The sequence below is a fragment of the Streptomyces sp. H51 genome (genome assembly GCF_035656535.1).
GTDB lineage: Bacteria > Actinomycetota > Actinomycetes > Streptomycetales > Streptomycetaceae > Streptomyces.
Genome location: NZ_JAYMHD010000075.1, coordinates 245,818 through 260,789, shown reverse-complemented (window position 1 = coordinate 260,789; position 14,972 = coordinate 245,818). Strand labels below are relative to the sequence as shown.

Annotated in this window: 15 protein-coding genes; 12 read left to right on the top strand and 3 right to left on the bottom strand. The window is 71.9% G+C overall.

The window, feature by feature from the left end; translation table 11 throughout:
• Position 1: 1 nt before the first annotated feature.
• The 11 genes from pafA (at position 2) to VKA29_RS27790 (ending at position 10,999) form a co-directional block, all read left to right on the top strand.
• Entirely contained in the window at positions 2–1,363 is a 1,362-nt protein-coding gene (pafA, locus tag VKA29_RS27840; RefSeq protein ID WP_324788741.1) for a Pup--protein ligase, read from the top strand.
• 126 nt (positions 1,364–1,489) lie between these two features.
• The gene (locus tag VKA29_RS27835; RefSeq protein WP_324788740.1) at positions 1,490–2,494 is read left to right on the top strand and encodes an FKBP-type peptidyl-prolyl cis-trans isomerase; all 1,005 of its coding nucleotides are present in this window, start codon (positions 1,490–1,492) and stop codon (positions 2,492–2,494) included.
• A gap of 60 nt (positions 2,495–2,554) precedes the next feature.
• Positions 2,555–2,926 carry an FKBP-type peptidyl-prolyl cis-trans isomerase gene (locus VKA29_RS27830; RefSeq protein ID WP_324788739.1) on the top strand — a complete coding sequence of 124 codons (372 nt, stop codon included), beginning with the start codon at positions 2,555–2,557 and terminating at the stop codon, positions 2,924–2,926.
• Positions 2,927–3,053: 127 nt separating this feature from the next.
• Entirely contained in the window at positions 3,054–4,007 is a 954-nt protein-coding gene (locus tag VKA29_RS27825; RefSeq protein ID WP_324788738.1) for a helix-turn-helix transcriptional regulator, read from the top strand.
• A gap of 19 nt (positions 4,008–4,026) precedes the next feature.
• Complete coding sequence (locus VKA29_RS27820) at positions 4,027–5,118, top strand: WYL domain-containing protein (protein ID WP_324788737.1); 1,092 nt, start codon at positions 4,027–4,029, stop codon at positions 5,116–5,118.
• Positions 5,115–5,408, top strand: a complete 294-nt coding sequence (locus VKA29_RS27815) for a hypothetical protein (RefSeq protein WP_324788736.1) — start codon at positions 5,115–5,117, stop codon at positions 5,406–5,408. Before VKA29_RS27820 ends, VKA29_RS27815 begins: the two co-directional genes overlap by 4 nt.
• Before the next feature lie 27 nt (positions 5,409–5,435).
• Complete coding sequence (locus tag VKA29_RS27810; RefSeq protein ID WP_324788735.1) at positions 5,436–5,630, top strand: hypothetical protein; 195 nt, start codon at positions 5,436–5,438, stop codon at positions 5,628–5,630.
• A 261-nt stretch (positions 5,631–5,891) separates the two neighbouring features.
• Positions 5,892–6,179 carry a Sec-independent protein translocase subunit TatA gene (gene tatA, locus VKA29_RS27805; protein WP_324788734.1) on the top strand — a complete coding sequence of 96 codons (288 nt, stop codon included), beginning with the start codon at positions 5,892–5,894 and terminating at the stop codon, positions 6,177–6,179.
• 50 nt (positions 6,180–6,229) lie between these two features.
• Positions 6,230–7,180 (top strand): twin-arginine translocase subunit TatC, encoded by a 951-nt coding sequence (gene tatC / locus VKA29_RS27800; RefSeq protein ID WP_324788733.1) that lies wholly within the window; start codon positions 6,230–6,232, stop codon positions 7,178–7,180.
• A 32-nt stretch (positions 7,181–7,212) separates the two neighbouring features.
• Complete coding sequence (locus tag VKA29_RS27795; RefSeq protein WP_324788732.1) at positions 7,213–8,103, top strand: diacylglycerol kinase; 891 nt, start codon at positions 7,213–7,215, stop codon at positions 8,101–8,103.
• An 85-nt stretch (positions 8,104–8,188) separates the two neighbouring features.
• The gene (locus VKA29_RS27790; protein ID WP_324788731.1) at positions 8,189–10,999 is read left to right on the top strand and encodes a DEAD/DEAH box helicase; all 2,811 of its coding nucleotides are present in this window, start codon (positions 8,189–8,191) and stop codon (positions 10,997–10,999) included.
• A gap of 77 nt (positions 11,000–11,076) precedes the next feature.
• Here VKA29_RS27790 and VKA29_RS27785 read toward each other — a convergent pair whose 3' ends face one another.
• Positions 11,077–12,027: an RluA family pseudouridine synthase gene (locus VKA29_RS27785; RefSeq protein ID WP_324788730.1), complete on the bottom strand. Its 951-nt coding sequence runs from the start codon at positions 12,025–12,027 to the stop codon at positions 11,077–11,079.
• A 66-nt stretch (positions 12,028–12,093) separates the two neighbouring features.
• On the opposite strand from VKA29_RS27785, the gene VKA29_RS27780 reads away from it, so the two are divergent.
• The gene (locus VKA29_RS27780) at positions 12,094–12,675 is read left to right on the top strand and encodes a GNAT family N-acetyltransferase (RefSeq protein WP_324788729.1); all 582 of its coding nucleotides are present in this window, start codon (positions 12,094–12,096) and stop codon (positions 12,673–12,675) included.
• 167 nt (positions 12,676–12,842) lie between these two features.
• On the opposite strand, the gene VKA29_RS27775 is transcribed toward VKA29_RS27780, so the two are convergent.
• Both VKA29_RS27775 and VKA29_RS27770 read right to left on the bottom strand, forming a co-directional pair.
• Entirely contained in the window at positions 12,843–13,685 is an 843-nt protein-coding gene (locus tag VKA29_RS27775) for a siderophore-interacting protein (protein ID WP_324788728.1), read from the bottom strand.
• A 100-nt stretch (positions 13,686–13,785) separates the two neighbouring features.
• A complete protein-coding gene (locus VKA29_RS27770; protein ID WP_324788727.1) occupies positions 13,786–14,730 on the bottom strand; it encodes a 5'-3' exonuclease in 945 nt (314 codons plus the stop codon).
• Between the last annotated feature and the right edge of the window lie 242 nt (positions 14,731–14,972).

Sequence of the window (14,972 nt, the reverse complement as noted above, 5' to 3'; positions counted from 1 at the left end):
CATGGACCGCCGCATTTTCGGGCTGGAGAACGAGTACGGCGTCACGTGCACGTTCAGGGGACAGCGCCGCCTGTCGCCTGACGAGGTGGCGCGGTACCTCTTCCGCCGTGTCGTGTCATGGGGCCGCAGCAGCAATGTCTTTCTGCGAAACGGCGCCCGGCTTTATCTCGACGTGGGCTCACATCCGGAATACGCGACACCCGAATGTGACAATGTGATCGAACTGGTCACCCACGACAAGGCCGGCGAACGCATTCTCGAGGGACTCCTGGTGGACGCCGAACGACGCCTGCACGAGGAGGGAATCGCGGGCGACGTCTACCTCTTCAAGAACAACACCGACTCGGCGGGCAACTCCTACGGCTGCCACGAGAACTATCTCGTCGCCCGGCACGGGGAGTTCTCCCGGCTCGCGGACATCCTCATCCCGTTCCTGGTCACCCGCCAGCTCCTGTGCGGTGCCGGCAAGGTGCTGCAGACGCCGCGCGGTGCGGTGTACTGCGTCAGCCAGCGGGCCGAGCACATCTGGGAGGGCGTCTCCTCGGCCACGACGCGTTCGAGGCCGATCATCAACACGCGGGACGAGCCGCACGCGGACGCCGAGCGCTACCGCCGCCTGCACGTCATCGTGGGCGACTCGAACATGTCCGAGACGACCATGCTGCTGAAGGTCGGGGCCACCGACCTGGTGCTGCGCATGATCGAGGCGGGCACGGTGATGCGTGACCTGACCCTGGAGAACCCCATCCGGGCGATCCGCGAGGTCAGCCACGACATCACGGGCCGGCGCAAGGTGCGCCTGGCCAGCGGCCGTGAGGCCTCCGCGCTGGAGGTGCAGCGCGAGTACTACGAGAAGGCCGTGGACTTCTGCGAGCGGCGCGGCATCCGTACCGGCACCGTGGAGCGGGTGCTGGAGCTGTGGGGCCGCACGCTGGACGCCATCGAGTCCGAGGACCTGGACCGCATCGGCACCGAGATCGACTGGGTGATCAAGTACAAGCTCATCGAGCGGTACCGGGCCAAGCACAACATGACCATGTCGCATCCGCGGGTCGCGCAGATAGACCTCGCCTACCACGACATCCACCGCCGTCGTGGCCTGTACTACCTGCTCGAGAAGAAGGGTCAGGCAGCCCGTGTCTGCAATGACCTGAAGATCTTCGAGGGCAAGTCCGTTCCGCCGCAGACCACTCGGGCCCGGCTGCGCGGCGACTTCATCCGCAGGGCCCAGGAACAGCGCCGGGACTTCACCGTCGACTGGGTTCACCTCAAGCTCAACGACCAGGCGCAGCGCACGGTGCTGTGCAAGGATCCGTTCCGTTCCGTGGACGACCGGGTGGAGAAACTGATCGCCGGAATGTGAGCAATGCGTCGCGGACGCGGGCCGCGACGCCACACGGGCGCCGTACGTTTTCCGTGCGGCGCCCTTGTCACGCCGTAGAGTTGCGCGCACGCCATCAACAAGATCGACCGATACGAGGCCTTCATCGTGCGCCGACGCTCCCTACTGATCGCCGTACCCGCAGGACTGGTCACGCTCGCCGGGTGCGGCGACGACTCGTCAGACTCGAGCAAGGCCGACGCGTCGCCCTCCGCCTCGGCCGCTTCCGCCGCGCCGCCGCCGAAGATCGTCGAAGGCCCGCTGCCGGCGATCACGGCGGGCACGAAGTTCGGCACCAAGCCGACCGTCGCCAAGGGCAGCGGCGACCCGTCGAAGAACCTCGCGGTCCGCACGGTCATCGCCGGCGGCGGACAGACGGTGGCGGAGAACGACTTCATCCAGGCGGACTACCTCGGTCAGATCTGGAGCACGGCGAAGGTCTTCGACAACTCCTACGACCGGGGCACCCCGTTGCTGTTGCAGCTGGCCCAGGGCAGCATCATCGACGGCTGGCGCTACGGCCTGGCCGGCAAGAAGGTCGGCAGCCGGGTCCTCATGGCCGTGCCCCCGACCTGGGGCTACGGCACGCAGGGCAACGCGCAGGCGGGCATCAAGGGCACCGACACCCTGGTCTTCGTCGTCGACCTGCTGGCCGCCTTCAACGCCAAGAGCTCCGCCAAGGGCAAGCCGGTCGCGCAGAACGACGCGGCCCTGCCCAAGGTCGGCACCAACACCGACGGCAAGGCCCCCGCCATCGACATCCCCAAGACCGCCGCGCCGGGGAAGCTGGTGTCCGCCTACGTCCTGGAGGGCGACGGCGAGGCGGTGAAGGAGAGCGAGGCCATCCTGTGCCAGTTCCGGGGGATGGTCTGGGAGACCGGCAAGGAGTTCGAGTCGACGTACGCGCAGGGGCGGCTCAGCCAGTTCTCCATCCAGCAGATGCAGCAGGTCGTCAAGGGCCTCGCGCAGGGTGTGACGGGCAAGAAGGTGGGCAGTCGGGTCCTCGTCGTGGTGCCTCCTTCCCTGGGGTACGGGGACAAGCCGCCGAGCGGCGGAGCCATCAAGAAGGGCTCCACGCTGGTCTTCTCCGTCGACATCCTGGCGAAGATGTGACCCTCCGGGGATGTAAGACTGTGCGTGTTGCCTTTCCGCAGACCATGCAGGAGCTAAGACGTGAGCATCGAGAAGCCCGAGATCGACTTCCCGGGCGGCGAGCCCCCGGCGGACCTCGAGATCAAGGACATCTGGGAGGGCGACGGCGCGGTCGCGCAGGCGGGCCAGACCGTCACCGTCCACTACGTGGGCGTGGCGTTCAGCACCGGTGAGGAGTTCGACGCCAGCTGGAACCGCGGTACCCCGTTCCGCTTCCCGCTGGGCGGCGGCCGCGTCATCAAGGGCTGGGACCTGGGCGTGCAGGGCATGAAGGTCGGCGGCCGACGCCAGCTGACCATCCCGGCCCACCTCGCCTACGGCAACCAGAGCCCGACCCCGGCGATCAAGCCCGGTGAGACGCTGATCTTCGTGGTGGACCTGATCGCCGTCTGACCGGCGCCGGACCGGACACGACAGGCCGAGGGTCCCTGCCCGCGCGGGCAGGGACCCTCGGCTTTTGCCACGCCACTTCGGGGCGGTACGGTCGTCGTCAAGCACCATAGGGAGGCGAAGGGCGTCGATGGCCATTGCCAAGGCCGAGCGGCTGATGAACCTGGCGTTGTGTCTGCTCGGGACGCGGCGGCCGCTCAGCAAGCGCGAGCTGCGTGAGTCCATCGAGGCCTATCTGGAAGCCGGTTCGGAGGACGCCTTCAGCCGGATGTTCGAGCGGGACAAGGACGACCTGCGCGAACTCGGACTGGTCATCGAGACGGTGGAGAACCTCGACGGCGAGACCGGTTACGTCGCGCGCCGTGACAGCAACCGCCTGCCCCCCATCACCCTCGACGCCGAGGAGGCCGCGGCCCTGGGGCTCGCCGCGAAGGTGTGGCAGCAGGCCCGGCTCGCCGGCGCGGCCAGCGGCGCGCTGCAGAAGCTGCGCGCGGCGGGACTGCCCGAGGAGGTGGACCCGTACGAGGCGCACGGGGCCCTGGAGCCGCGCATCCCGGTGCACGAGGCCGCGTTCGAGCCGCTGATGCTGGCCTGCCGTGACCGTCGCCCGGTCGTCTTCGACTACCGCAAGGCCACCGCCGCCCGCCCCGAGCCGCGGCAGGTGGAGCCGTGGGCGCTGGAGTGCTGGCGCGGTCACTGGTACCTGGCGGGCTGGGACCGCGACCGGGGCGCCGAGCGGGTCTTCCGGCTGTCCCGGATCACCGGGAAGGTGCGCAGCCGCGGCGGCCGGTTCACCGCGCCGGTGCCCGATGTCGTCACGGTCCGGGAGACCGTCGCGAGCTGGGCGGGGGAGACCGCGGACCGCAGCGCGCGGATCCGGCTGCGCTCGGGCGCGGGGTACCCCCTTCGGGCGAAAGCCACGTCTGTCCGGGAACTCGGTGACGGGTGGGACGAGTTGGAGATTCCGTACGGGCACGGGCTGGATGCCTGGCTGGTGGAGTTCGGTCCGGACGTGGTGGTGGTGGAGCCCGCCGAGCTGCGGGCGGACGTGGTGGACCGGCTGCGTGCCGTGGCCAAGGGCTGAGGGGGAGCGGACGAGGACAGTGGCAGGCAAACCGGTCAGGCCCGTCAACGCCATCGACCAGACCAGGCGGATGCTGTCCCTGGTGACGTATCTCAAGGAGCGTCCCGGGGCCCGGATCGAGGACGTCGCGCGCGCCTTCGGCATCACCGAGGACGAGCTGGTCTCGGACCTGGACGTGCTGCCCATGTGCGGCACCAGCTTCCGCGGCGGCGATCTGCTCGACATCGACACCGACGGCGAGCGCATCTGGTGGCACAACCCGGCCGCCCTGGCGGCGGAGGCTGCCGAGCCGCTGCGGCTGGCCGCCGACGAGGCGACCGCGCTGCTGGTCGCCGCGCGGGCCGTGGCGACGCTGCCCGGCCTGCGGGAGAGCGACCGGCAGGCGCTGCTGCGGGCGACGGCGAAGGTGGAGGCCGCGGCCGGTGAGGCGGCGGGCGCCAGCTCCCGGCTGTCGGTGACGTTCGAGTCGGAGGGCGGCGTCTTCGCGGACGTCGACCGGGCGATCTCCGAGCGCCGGCGGCTGTGGATCCGCTACTACTCGCCGGCCCGTGACGAGGTCACCGAGCGCGAGATCGACCCGATCCGCCTGGTCAGCGTGGGGCACACGTACGTGGAGGCCTGGTGCCGGCGCTCCGAGGCGCGCCGCACCTTCCGGCTGGACCGGGTCGCCGAGATCACGATCCTGGACGAGCCGTCCGCGCCGCCGGAGGTGGAGCTGCGGGACCTGTCGGAGGGGCTGATGCAGCCGGCCGCCGAGGATCCGGAGGTCGTCGTCGAGGTGGGCCCGGGCGGCCGGTGGGTCGCCGAGTACTACCCCCACGACAGTGCGGATGAGCTTCCGGACGGCGGGCTGCGTATCACCCTGCGGACCCCTGATCCCGCGTCGCTGCGGCGTCTGGCGCTGCGGCTCGGACGGGACGGCCGGATCGTGTCGCCGGGTGACCTCGCCGACAGCGCCCGGCAGGCGGCGCGCGAGGCGCTGGCGGCGTACGACGGGGTGGAGGACCGGGTTCCGGCCGGCCGGGCGGTTCCCTGGCCGGGCGGCGCCGGGGACATGGCGGGCCGCGCGGTTCACGACGGTCAGTACGACAGGCAGGAGCAGGGGCTGTGAGCGAGTCGTCGACGTCCGAGGTGCGCAGCGTGTCGGTGGCGTCCGCCTTCGCCGGGATGCGCAGCGTGTCCCCGGTGGTGTTCAGGGCCTGCTGCCCCGACTGCCGGGGCAGCTTCGAACTGACCGCGGGAGCCCTCCGCCTGGCCATCGGCGCCACCAGCCGCACCACCTTCTACTCCTTCACCTGCCCGGACTGCGGTGCCGCGGTCCGCAAGCCGGCCGGGGAGCGGATCGTCGAGCTGCTGACCGGCGGCGGGGTGAAGACCCTGCGCCTCCACTCCGCCCTGTAGACCCTGTAGACGCTGGGGATCGACGTCATGTTCTGGCCGATGTTCGCGGTAGCCGTGGGTTTCGCGGGGCTCGCCGTTCTGGGTGTGCTCGCCGTGCGGGTGTTCGTGGAGGCACAGCGGCTGGGGCGGCAGGTGGCGGACTCCGCGCACCGCATCAACCGGGCCGCGGAGGATCTGGAGCGGGCGTCGCTGAGTGCGGCGCGGGCCGTGGACTCGCTGTGAGTCCTGAAGTGAGAAGTCCGTAAGTCCGGAGCGGTGAGGCGTTTTGGGTGGTTTCTGCCTGTCGCCGCGGCCGGGGCGGCGGGTACGCTGCTGATCGCGGCCCGGAGAACGAGGCCCGGACCGCGGACGGGAGTACGCACGGGGATTGCCTCACGTTCACCCCCGAGCGTTACGATCGCTGACAGCACGGCTGGTCGGACACGTGTCCGATCGGTCGGACAGCACCCCACCCCAGCCGCCTCGGTGAGAAGGTAAAGACTTATGTTCGGAAGGCTCGGCGCCCCCGAGATCATTCTCATCCTCGTCGTCATCATCCTGCTGTTCGGCGCGAAGAAGCTTCCCGACATGGCGCGCTCGCTCGGCAAGTCCGCCCGCATCCTCAAGAGCGAGGCGAAGGCGATGAAGGAAGAGGGCAGCAGCACGGCCACCCCGGCCGGTCCGCCGAACACCGGCGAGCAGTCCCCCGCGCAGCGCACCATCCAGGCCGCCCCCGGCGATGTGACCAGCGCCCGGCCGGTCACCGAGCCGACGGACTCCACCAAGGCCTGATGATGCAGGGCCGGAGACCCCCGGCCCGCCGCACGAGATGAGGACGTGGGTTGCTCAAGTCTGCCCGCAAGAAGGAGAAGGACCCCGAGGGACGGATGCCCCTCGCGGATCACCTGCGTGAGCTCCGCAACCGGCTCGCGAAGGCCATGCTGGCCATCGTCGTCGTCACCGCCGTGGCCGCCTTCTTCTACAACGACATAGTCAACGTCATCACCAAGCCGGTGCTGGACTCGGTCGGCTGCGGCAAGACCTTCGAGCAGCTGGCCAGCTCCTCGGAGAAGTCCCAGCAGTGCGCGCAGATCACCATCAACGGTCTGCTCACGCCGTTCACGCTGGCGCTGAAAGTGTCCCTGATGGCCGGCGTGGTGCTGGCCTCCCCGGTGTGGCTGTACCAGTTGTGGGCCTTCGTCGCCCCCGGCCTGCACCGGCACGAGCGCAAGTACGCCTACGCGTTCGTCGGCACGGGCGTGCCGCTCTTCCTCGGCGGCGCCTACTTCGCCTACAAGGTGCTGCCGACCACGGCGAAGGTCCTGATCGGCTTCACGCCCAACGGCGTCAACAACCTGCTGCCGCTCGACGACCTGCTCGACCTCGTCACGCGCATGGTGCTCGTGTTCGGCCTCTCCTTCGAGCTGCCACTGCTGCTGATCATGCTCAATCTCACCGGGGCGCTGACGGGCAAGCGCATGCTCGGCTGGTGGCGCGGCATGATCATGGGCATCACCGTGTTCGCCGCGATCGCGACCCCGAGCACGGACCCGCTGACCATGCTGGCCCTGGCCGGGCCGATCTGGGTGCTGTACTTCGGCGCGGTCGTCTTCTCGCTGCTGAACGACGGACGCAGGCGCCGGCGCGAGGCCGAGGGCCCCGCCGACGACGAGGCGTCGGAGCTGGACCTCACCCCCGAGGACATCGGCGAGATCGAGTCCGTCTCGGCCGGCCGCACCCTGCCCGAGCAGGCGAGCACCGAGCGCGTGAACGGTTATGACGACGTGACCTGACGAAAACCCCGGGCACCTCGTAGGGTCAGTCCGTGACCAGCGAGATCACCCTCTTCGTCAACCCCACCGCGGGCCGCGGCCGGGGCGCCCGCGCGGCGCAGCCGGCCGCTTCCGCGTTGCGGGCGGCCGGCTTCTCGGTGCGTACCGTCGTCGGTGAGAGCGCCGCGGACGCCCTCACGCGCGCGCGTGCCGCCGTCGCGGACGGCACCGGCGCGCTCGTCGCCGTCGGCGGCGACGGCATGGCGAACCTGGCCCTCCAGGCCGTCGCCGGCACCCGCACCCCGCTCGGCCTCGTCGCCGTCGGAACCGGTAACGACCTGGCCCGCGCCCTCGGCCTGCCGGTCCGGGACCCGGCCGCCGCGGGCCGTCTGATCGCCGGCGCCCTCAAGGGGGCCGAACTGCGCGACATCGACCTCGGGCAGGTGGGCGGCCACTGGTTCGGCACCGTCCTCGCCTCCGGCTTCGACTCCCGCGTCAACGACCGCGGGAACCGCATGAACTGGCCGGCCGGACGCCTCAAGTACGACCTCGCCATGCTCGCCGAGCTGGCCGCCTTCCGCCCCTTCCCGTACCGGATCACCCTGGACGACGGCGCCGTCCGGGAGGTCGAGGCGACGCTGGTGGCGGTCGGCAACGGATCGTCGTACGGCGGCGGCATGAGGATCTGCCCCGGAGCCGACCTCACCGACGGGCTGTTCGACGTCACGGTGGTCGGGGACTGCGGCCGGGCGACCCTGCTGAAGGTGTTCCCGACGGTGTACCGGGGCACCCACGTCGACCACCCCAAGGTCACCGTGCACCGCGCGGCGAAGATCGAGCTGGCCGCGGAGGGGATCACCGGGTACGCGGACGGGGAACCGCTCGGGCCGCTGCCGCTGACCGCCCGCTGCGTGCCCGGCGCCGTGCGGGTCGCGACGCCGTGAGCTGCGCGGATCACAGGTTTACCGGCGTGCGATCCGGATATTGATCGTCCTGTTGTCAGTGTGGCCCGGTACGCTCGAAAGCACGATGACAGAGGACCTCTCCCCGGCCGAGCGGTACGCGGCTGCCCGCAGGCGCGCTGCCGAACAGGCCACCGCGCTCGCCTCCTTCCGCGAGATGTACGACTTCGGCCTCGACCCCTTCCAGATCGAGGCCTGCCAGGCACTCGAGGCGGGCAAGGGCGTGCTGGTGGCCGCGCCCACCGGCTCCGGCAAGACCATCGTGGGCGAGTTCGCCGTCCACCTCGCCCTGGGGCAGGGCAAGAAGTGCTTCTACACGACACCCATCAAGGCACTGTCGAACCAGAAGTACGCCGACCTGTGCCGCCGCTACGGCGCGGACAAGGTCGGCCTGCTCACCGGCGACAACAGCGTCAACTCCGACGCCCCGGTGGTCGTGATGACCACCGAGGTGCTCAGGAACATGCTGTACGCGGGCTCCCAGACCCTCCTCGGCCTGGGCTACGTGGTCATGGACGAGGTGCACTACCTCTCCGACCGCTTCCGCGGCGCGGTGTGGGAAGAGGTGATCATCCATCTCCCCGAGTCGGTGACCCTGGTGTCGCTGTCGGCGACCGTGTCGAACGCCGAGGAGTTCGGCGACTGGCTCGACACCGTCCGCGGCGACACCGAGGTGATCGTCTCCGAGCACCGGCCCGTGCCGCTGTTCCAGCACGTGCTCGCCGGACGCCGGATGTACGACCTGTTCGAGGAGGGCGAGGGCCACAAGAAGGCCGTCAACCCCGACCTGACGCGGCTGGCGCGCATGGAGGCGACCCGGCCGTCGTACCAGGACCGCCGGCGCGGCCGGGCGATGCGGGAGGCCGACCGGGAGCGGGAGCGCCGGCAGCGCTCGCGGGTGTGGACGCCGGGCCGGCCGGAGGTCATCGAGCGGCTCGACGCCGAGGGCCTGCTGCCCGCGATCACCTTCATCTTCAGCCGCGCCGCCTGCGAGGCCGCCGTGCAGCAGTGCCTGTACGCGGGCCTCAGGCTGAACGACGAGGAGGCGCGTGAGCAGGTGCGCGCCCTGGTCGAGGAGCGCACCGCGTCGATCCCGCCGGAGGACCTGCACGTCCTCGGCTACTACGAGTGGCTGGAGGGCCTGGAGCGCGGTATCGCGGCCCACCACGCGGGCATGCTGCCGACGTTCAAGGAGGTCGTCGAGGAGCTGTTCGTCCGCGGTCTGGTGAAGGCCGTGTTCGCGACGGAGACCCTCGCGCTCGGCATCAACATGCCCGCCCGCTCGGTGGTGCTGGAGAAGCTCGTCAAGTGGAACGGCGAGCAGCACGCCGACATCACCCCGGGCGAGTACACCCAGCTGACCGGCCGCGCGGGCCGCCGCGGCATCGATGTCGAGGGCCATGCCGTGGTGCTGTGGCAGCGCGGGATGAGCCCGGAGCACCTGGCCGGCCTCGCCGGCACGCGCACCTACCCGCTGCGCTCCAGCTTCAAGCCGTCGTACAACATGGCGGTCAACCTGGTCGAGCAGTTCGGCCGGCACCGCTCGCGCGAACTGCTGGAGACGTCGTTCGCGCAGTTCCAGGCCGACAAGTCGGTCGTCGGGATCTCCCGGCAGGTGCAGCGCAACGAGGAGGGCCTGGAGGGCTACAAGGCCTCCATGACCTGCCACCTCGGCGACTTCGAGGAGTACGCGCGGCTGCGGCGCGAGCTGAGGGACCGCGAGACCGAACTCGTCCGGCAGGGCGCGGCGCAGCGACGCGCGGAGGCCGCCGTCGCGCTGGAGAAGCTCAAGCCGGGCGACGTCATCCACGTGCCGACGGGCAAGTACGCGGGGCTCGCGCTGGTGCTGGACCCGGGGCTGCCCGCCGGCCGGTCCAACGGCCACCGCGGCTTCGACCACCACGACGGCCCGCGCCCGCTGGTGCTGACCGCCGAACGGCAGGTCAAGCGGCTGGCGTCGATCGACTTCCCGGTGCCGGTCGAGGCGCTGGAGCGGATGCGCATCCCCAAGTCCTTCAACCCGCGCTCACCGCAGTCCCGCCGCGACCTCGCCTCCGCGCTGCGCACCAAGGCCGGGCACATCCCGCCGGAGCGGGCGCGCAAGAAGCGGTCCCAGGCCGCCGACGACCGCGAGATCGCCCGGCTGCGCACGGCGATCCGGGCGCATCCGTGCCACGGCTGCAACGACCGTGAGGACCATGCGCGCTGGGCCGAGCGGTACCACCGGCTGCTGCGGGACACCTCGCAGCTGGAGCGCCGCATACAGGGGCGCACGAACACGATCGCGCGGACCTTCGACCGGATCGTGGCGCTGCTGACCGAGCTGGACTACCTGCGCGCCGACGAGGTCACCGAGCACGGCAAGCGGCTCGCCCGCCTCTACGGCGAGCTGGACCTGCTGGCGAGCGAGTGCCTGCGGGAGGGCGTCTGGGAGGGGCTCGCGCCCGCCGAACTGGCCGCGTGCGTCTCGGCGCTGGTGTACGAGTCCCGGGTGGGCGACGACGCCATGGCGCCCAAGATGCCCTCGGGCAAGGCGAAGGCCGCGCTCGGCGAGATGGTCCGGATCTGGGGCCGGCTCGACGCCCTGGAGGAGGAGTTCCGGATCACGCAGACCGAGGGCGTGGGGCAGCGTGAGCCGGATCTCGGGTTCGCCTGGGCCGCCTACATGTGGGCCTCGGACAAGGGTCTGGACGAGGTGCTGCGCGAGGCGGAGATGCCTGCGGGCGACTTCGTGCGGTGGTGCAAGCAGGTGATCGACGTGCTGGGGCAGATCTCCGCGGCGGCGCCCGCGAGGGAGGGCTCGACCGTGGCCAAGGCCGCGCGCAAGGCTGTGGACCAGCTGCTGCGGGGTGTGGTGGCGTATTCGTCGGTGGGGTAGCGGTCGCCGGGCGGATGCGGGTCGTCCCCGCCGAGTACGCCGGACCCGACGTCCGCCGCTCGCAGTCGACGGCGCGGTCACCGGCCGGCCCACTCGCCCGGGCAGGACCAGGCGGTGAGCGTCCGCGTGCTGCGGAACCGGTGTTCCGCCCCCGTGACCGGATCGGTGAACTCCAGCGTCCGCGCCAGCAGTTGCAGTGGCCGCCGGAAGTCACCGGCCTCCACCGGGCCGGTCACCTCGGGATACAGCGGGTCGCCGAGGATGGGCACGCCGAGCGCGTTCATGTGGACGCGCAGCTGGTGGGTCTGCCCGGTGGCCGGCACCAGGCGGTAGCGGGCGAGCCCGTCGGCCGGGCGGTGCTCGGCCAGCTCGACGCGGCTGACGGCGTTCGGTTCGCCCGGCACCTCGCGGGCGGCGAGCACCCCCCGCTCCTTCACGATCCGGCTGCGCACGGTCCGGGGCAGGGCCAGGCCGGGATCGTACGGGGCGACCGCCTCGTACTCCTTGCCCACCCGGCGGTCGCGGAACAGCGACTGGTACGCGCCGCGTTCGGCGGGCCGCACCGTGAACAGCACCAGCCCGGCGGTGAGCCGGTCCAGACGGTGCGCGGCGCCCAGCGTGGGCAGCCCCAGCTCCCGGCGCAGCCGCGCGAGCGCCGTCTCGGTGACGTGACTGCCGCGCGGGGTGGTGGCGAGGAAGTGCGGCTTGTCGACCACGACGATGTGCTCGTCGCGGTGCACGACCTCCAGCGGGAACGGCACCGGCACCTCGGCGGGCAGCTCCCGGTGGAACCACACGAACATCCCCGGCACGTACGCCGCGTCCGGTGCCACCGCCCGCCCGTCCGCCCCGACGACCAGCCCCGCGTCGAACATCCCGTCCACGACCCCGGCGTCCGCCGCGAGCCGTTCCGTCAGGTGCTCGCGCACCGTGGCCCACGGGCCTCCGGCGGGCAGCCGCACCCGCACGGCGTCGACGCCCTCGCGCTGGGGGAGGGGGGAGGGCGGGGGCGGTGTACGACGTCTCATCGCGGCCAAGCGTACGGCGGGAAAAACCGGTTGGAGCCGCCCGGCCCGGTTGGCACGATGCCGGTCATGCCCTTCCTGACCCGTCCCGTCCTCCCGGCCGGAACCCTCTCCGGAGCCCCGCAACCCGTCCTCGCCACCGGTGACGGTCTGCTGCTGCGCCCCTGGCGGGCCGCCGACGCGCCCGCCGTCCACGCGGTCTTCCAGGATCCCGCGATGCACCGGTGGCATGTCCGGGCCGCCGATTCCGAGGCGGAGACGCGCGGTTGGATCGAGGAATGGCTGACGGGCTGGCGCGAGGAACGGGACGCCCAGTGGGCCGTCGCCGACGCGGACACCGACCGGCTGCTCGGGCGGGTGGCGCTGCGCGAGTTGCGGCCGGCGGACGGAACCGCCGAGGTGGCGTACTGGACGGCCGCCCCGGCCCGGGGACGGGGCGTCGCCGCGCGGGCCACCACCGCGCTCGCCCGCTGGGCGCTCGACGAGGTCGGCTTCCACCGCCTGGAACTGTTGCACGCGGTCCGCAACGAGGCGTCCTGCCGGGTGGCCGCGAAGGCCGGCTTCGCCGCGGAGGGCACCAAGCGCAGTGCCGCCCTGCACGCGGACGGCTGGCACGACATGCACCTGCACGCCCGCGTGCGGGGCGACTGAGCCGGGACTGCTCCTCGGGCGCCCCGAAAACGGGGCCTGGCACCGGCAGCGCGCGGGCCGCGTGCGGCAGCACGGGCCGGCGCGCGGCCGGGAGGGCCCGCATCGGCGGCGCGGGCCGCGCGGCCCGGAGCGGCCCGCGCCGAGGGCACGGGCCGCTCCGGTGCGGATCACGCGGCGGGCGCGCCCTCCTGCTCCGCCTCGACCCGCGCGTTCCAGTCCCGCTTGGAGGCCTGCCAGCCGTCCTCATTGTGGCCGAGGCGCCAGTAGCCGGAGATCGACAGGTCCTCCCGCGGGATCTCCCGCTCGATCCGCAGCAGACGCCGCAGCTCCTTCACGAAGTGCGCCTCGCCGTGCACGAAGGCGTGCACCCGGCCCTCGGGGAACCGGAGCGCCCGCACGGCCTCCACCAGCGCCTCGCCGACCGGCCGGTGCCCGCGGTGCAGCCAGACGACCTCCACCCCGGAGTCGATCTTCTGCTCCTCCTCGGGGCCGGAGACCTCGATGAAGGCGTGCGCCGTCGCGCCGGCGGGCAGCGCCTCCAGGGAGCGGGCGATGGCGGGCAGCGCGCTCTCGTCCCCGGCGAACAGATGCCAGTCCGCGTCCGGGTCGGGGGCGTAGGCGCCGCCGGGGCCGAGGAAGCGCACCGACTCGCCCGGGCGCACGTGCGCCGCCCACGGGCCGGCCAGGCCCTCGTCGCCGTGGATCACGAAGTCCAGCGTCAGCTCGTGGTGGACCGGGTCCCAGGCCCGCACGGTGTAGGTGCGGGTGACCGGCCACTGCTCCCGCGGCAGCTCCGCCCGGATCCGCTCCACGTCGAAGGGCTCCGGATAACTCACGCCCTGTGGCGCGAACAGCAGCTTCACGTAGTGGTCGGTGCAGGTGTCGGCCGAGAAACCGTCCAGACCCTCGCCGCCGAGCACCACCCGCTGCATGTGCGGAGTCAGCCGCTGGGTGCGGACGACCTGAGCGGTGCGGGGCTTCCGCGGCCCGCGGTCCGGTCGATCTGCCATGGAGCCTCCCTGTTCCGAGCTTAGGTTTGCCTAAGTTAGCACCTTCCTCCAGTGAACACCCTTTCCGTGAGAACCCGGTGAACGGCCGCCGCCGCCCACGTCACGCCCCGAGCGTCGTCAGCAGCCGCCGCAGCGATCCGCCCAGTCCCCAGCGCGCGTCCAGCGCCTCCAGCACGGCCGGGTCCCGCGGTGCGCGCGGCAGCGTCGTGTCGACGTCGGGCAGCGGTACGTCGGCGGCGACCCGGACGACCTTCGGCGCCACCGCGAGGTACGGCCGGGCCTCGTCGAGCCGCCCGCGCTGCGACGGCGTGAGCTTCGCCTTCGGATCGTCCACCGCGGCCATGATCCCGGCCAGGTCGCCGAACTGGGCGAGCAGCTTCGCGGCCGTCTTCTCGCCGATGCCGGGCACGCCCGGCAGGCCGTCGCTCGGGTCGCCGCGCAGCAGCGCCAGGTCCGCGTACCCGCTGCCGCTCACCCCGTACTTCTCGCGCAGCAGCGCCTCGTCGGTCAGCTGCAGCGAGCCGACGCCCTTGAGCGGATACAGCACCCGCACCCCGCGCGCGTCGTCGACCAGCTGGTAGAGGTCGCGGTCGCCGGTGACGATGTCGACCGGGCCCGCGGCCCGGGCGGTGAACGTGCCGATCACGTCGTCCGCCTCGTACCCGGCGACCCCCACGCGTGCGACGCCCAGCGCGTCCAGGACCGCCTCGATGACCGGCACCTGCGGCGAGAGCGTGTCCGGCACCTCCTCCTCGTCGGGTCCCGCCTCGTGTTCCTCGGCGACGCGGTGTGCCTTGTAGGAGGGGATGAGGTCGACCCGCCACCGCGGGCGCCAGTCGGCGTCCATGCAGGCCACCAGGTGCTCGGGGTGGTGGTCCTGCACCAGGCGGTCGATGAATTCGAGCAGACCGCGCACGGCGTTCACCGGCGTGCCGTCCGGGGCCTTCACCGACTCCGGGACGCCGAAGAAGGCACGGAAGTAGAGGGAGGCGGTGTCGAGGAGCATCAGTCGTCCGGTCACGCCTCGCATCATGCCGTACGGCACCGACAGTCACCCGACCGTCACCAGGCGCCCATCGTCTGCGGGCGCCGTCGCAAGAGAGGACCCTGTAAGGAGGAGCCGTGATGAGAGGAGTCGTATCCAGGCGCCCCGGCCGCCGTCCGCGAGTACGGACGAGATCCGGCCAACCACGGAGCGCCGCGCGGTCGCCACGGTCCGGAGATCCGCGGGGAGCGCGGACGGCCGCACGTGCCGCGGCCCGCGGGCCGTCCGGCCCCGCTGGTCAG

Excerpts from the sequence above, each read along its gene's own strand:
- pafA (WP_324788741.1), top strand. The coding sequence starts at position 2 with ATGGACCGCCGCATTTTCGGGCTGGAGAACGAGTACGGCGTCACGTGC.
- VKA29_RS27825 (WP_324788738.1), top strand. The coding sequence starts at position 3,054 with ATGGCCATTGCCAAGGCCGAGCGGCTGATGAACCTGGCGTTGTGTCTG.
- VKA29_RS27810 (WP_324788735.1), top strand. The coding sequence starts at position 5,436 with ATGTTCTGGCCGATGTTCGCGGTAGCCGTGGGTTTCGCGGGGCTCGCC.
- tatA (WP_324788734.1), top strand. The coding sequence starts at position 5,892 with ATGTTCGGAAGGCTCGGCGCCCCCGAGATCATTCTCATCCTCGTCGTC.
- VKA29_RS27790 (WP_324788731.1), top strand. The coding sequence starts at position 8,189 with ATGACAGAGGACCTCTCCCCGGCCGAGCGGTACGCGGCTGCCCGCAGG.
- VKA29_RS27785 (WP_324788730.1), bottom strand. The coding sequence starts at position 12,027 with ATGAGACGTCGTACACCGCCCCCGCCCTCCCCCCTCCCCCAGCGCGAG.
- VKA29_RS27780 (WP_324788729.1), top strand. The coding sequence starts at position 12,094 with ATGCCCTTCCTGACCCGTCCCGTCCTCCCGGCCGGAACCCTCTCCGGA.
- VKA29_RS27775 (WP_324788728.1), bottom strand. The coding sequence starts at position 13,685 with ATGGCAGATCGACCGGACCGCGGGCCGCGGAAGCCCCGCACCGCTCAG.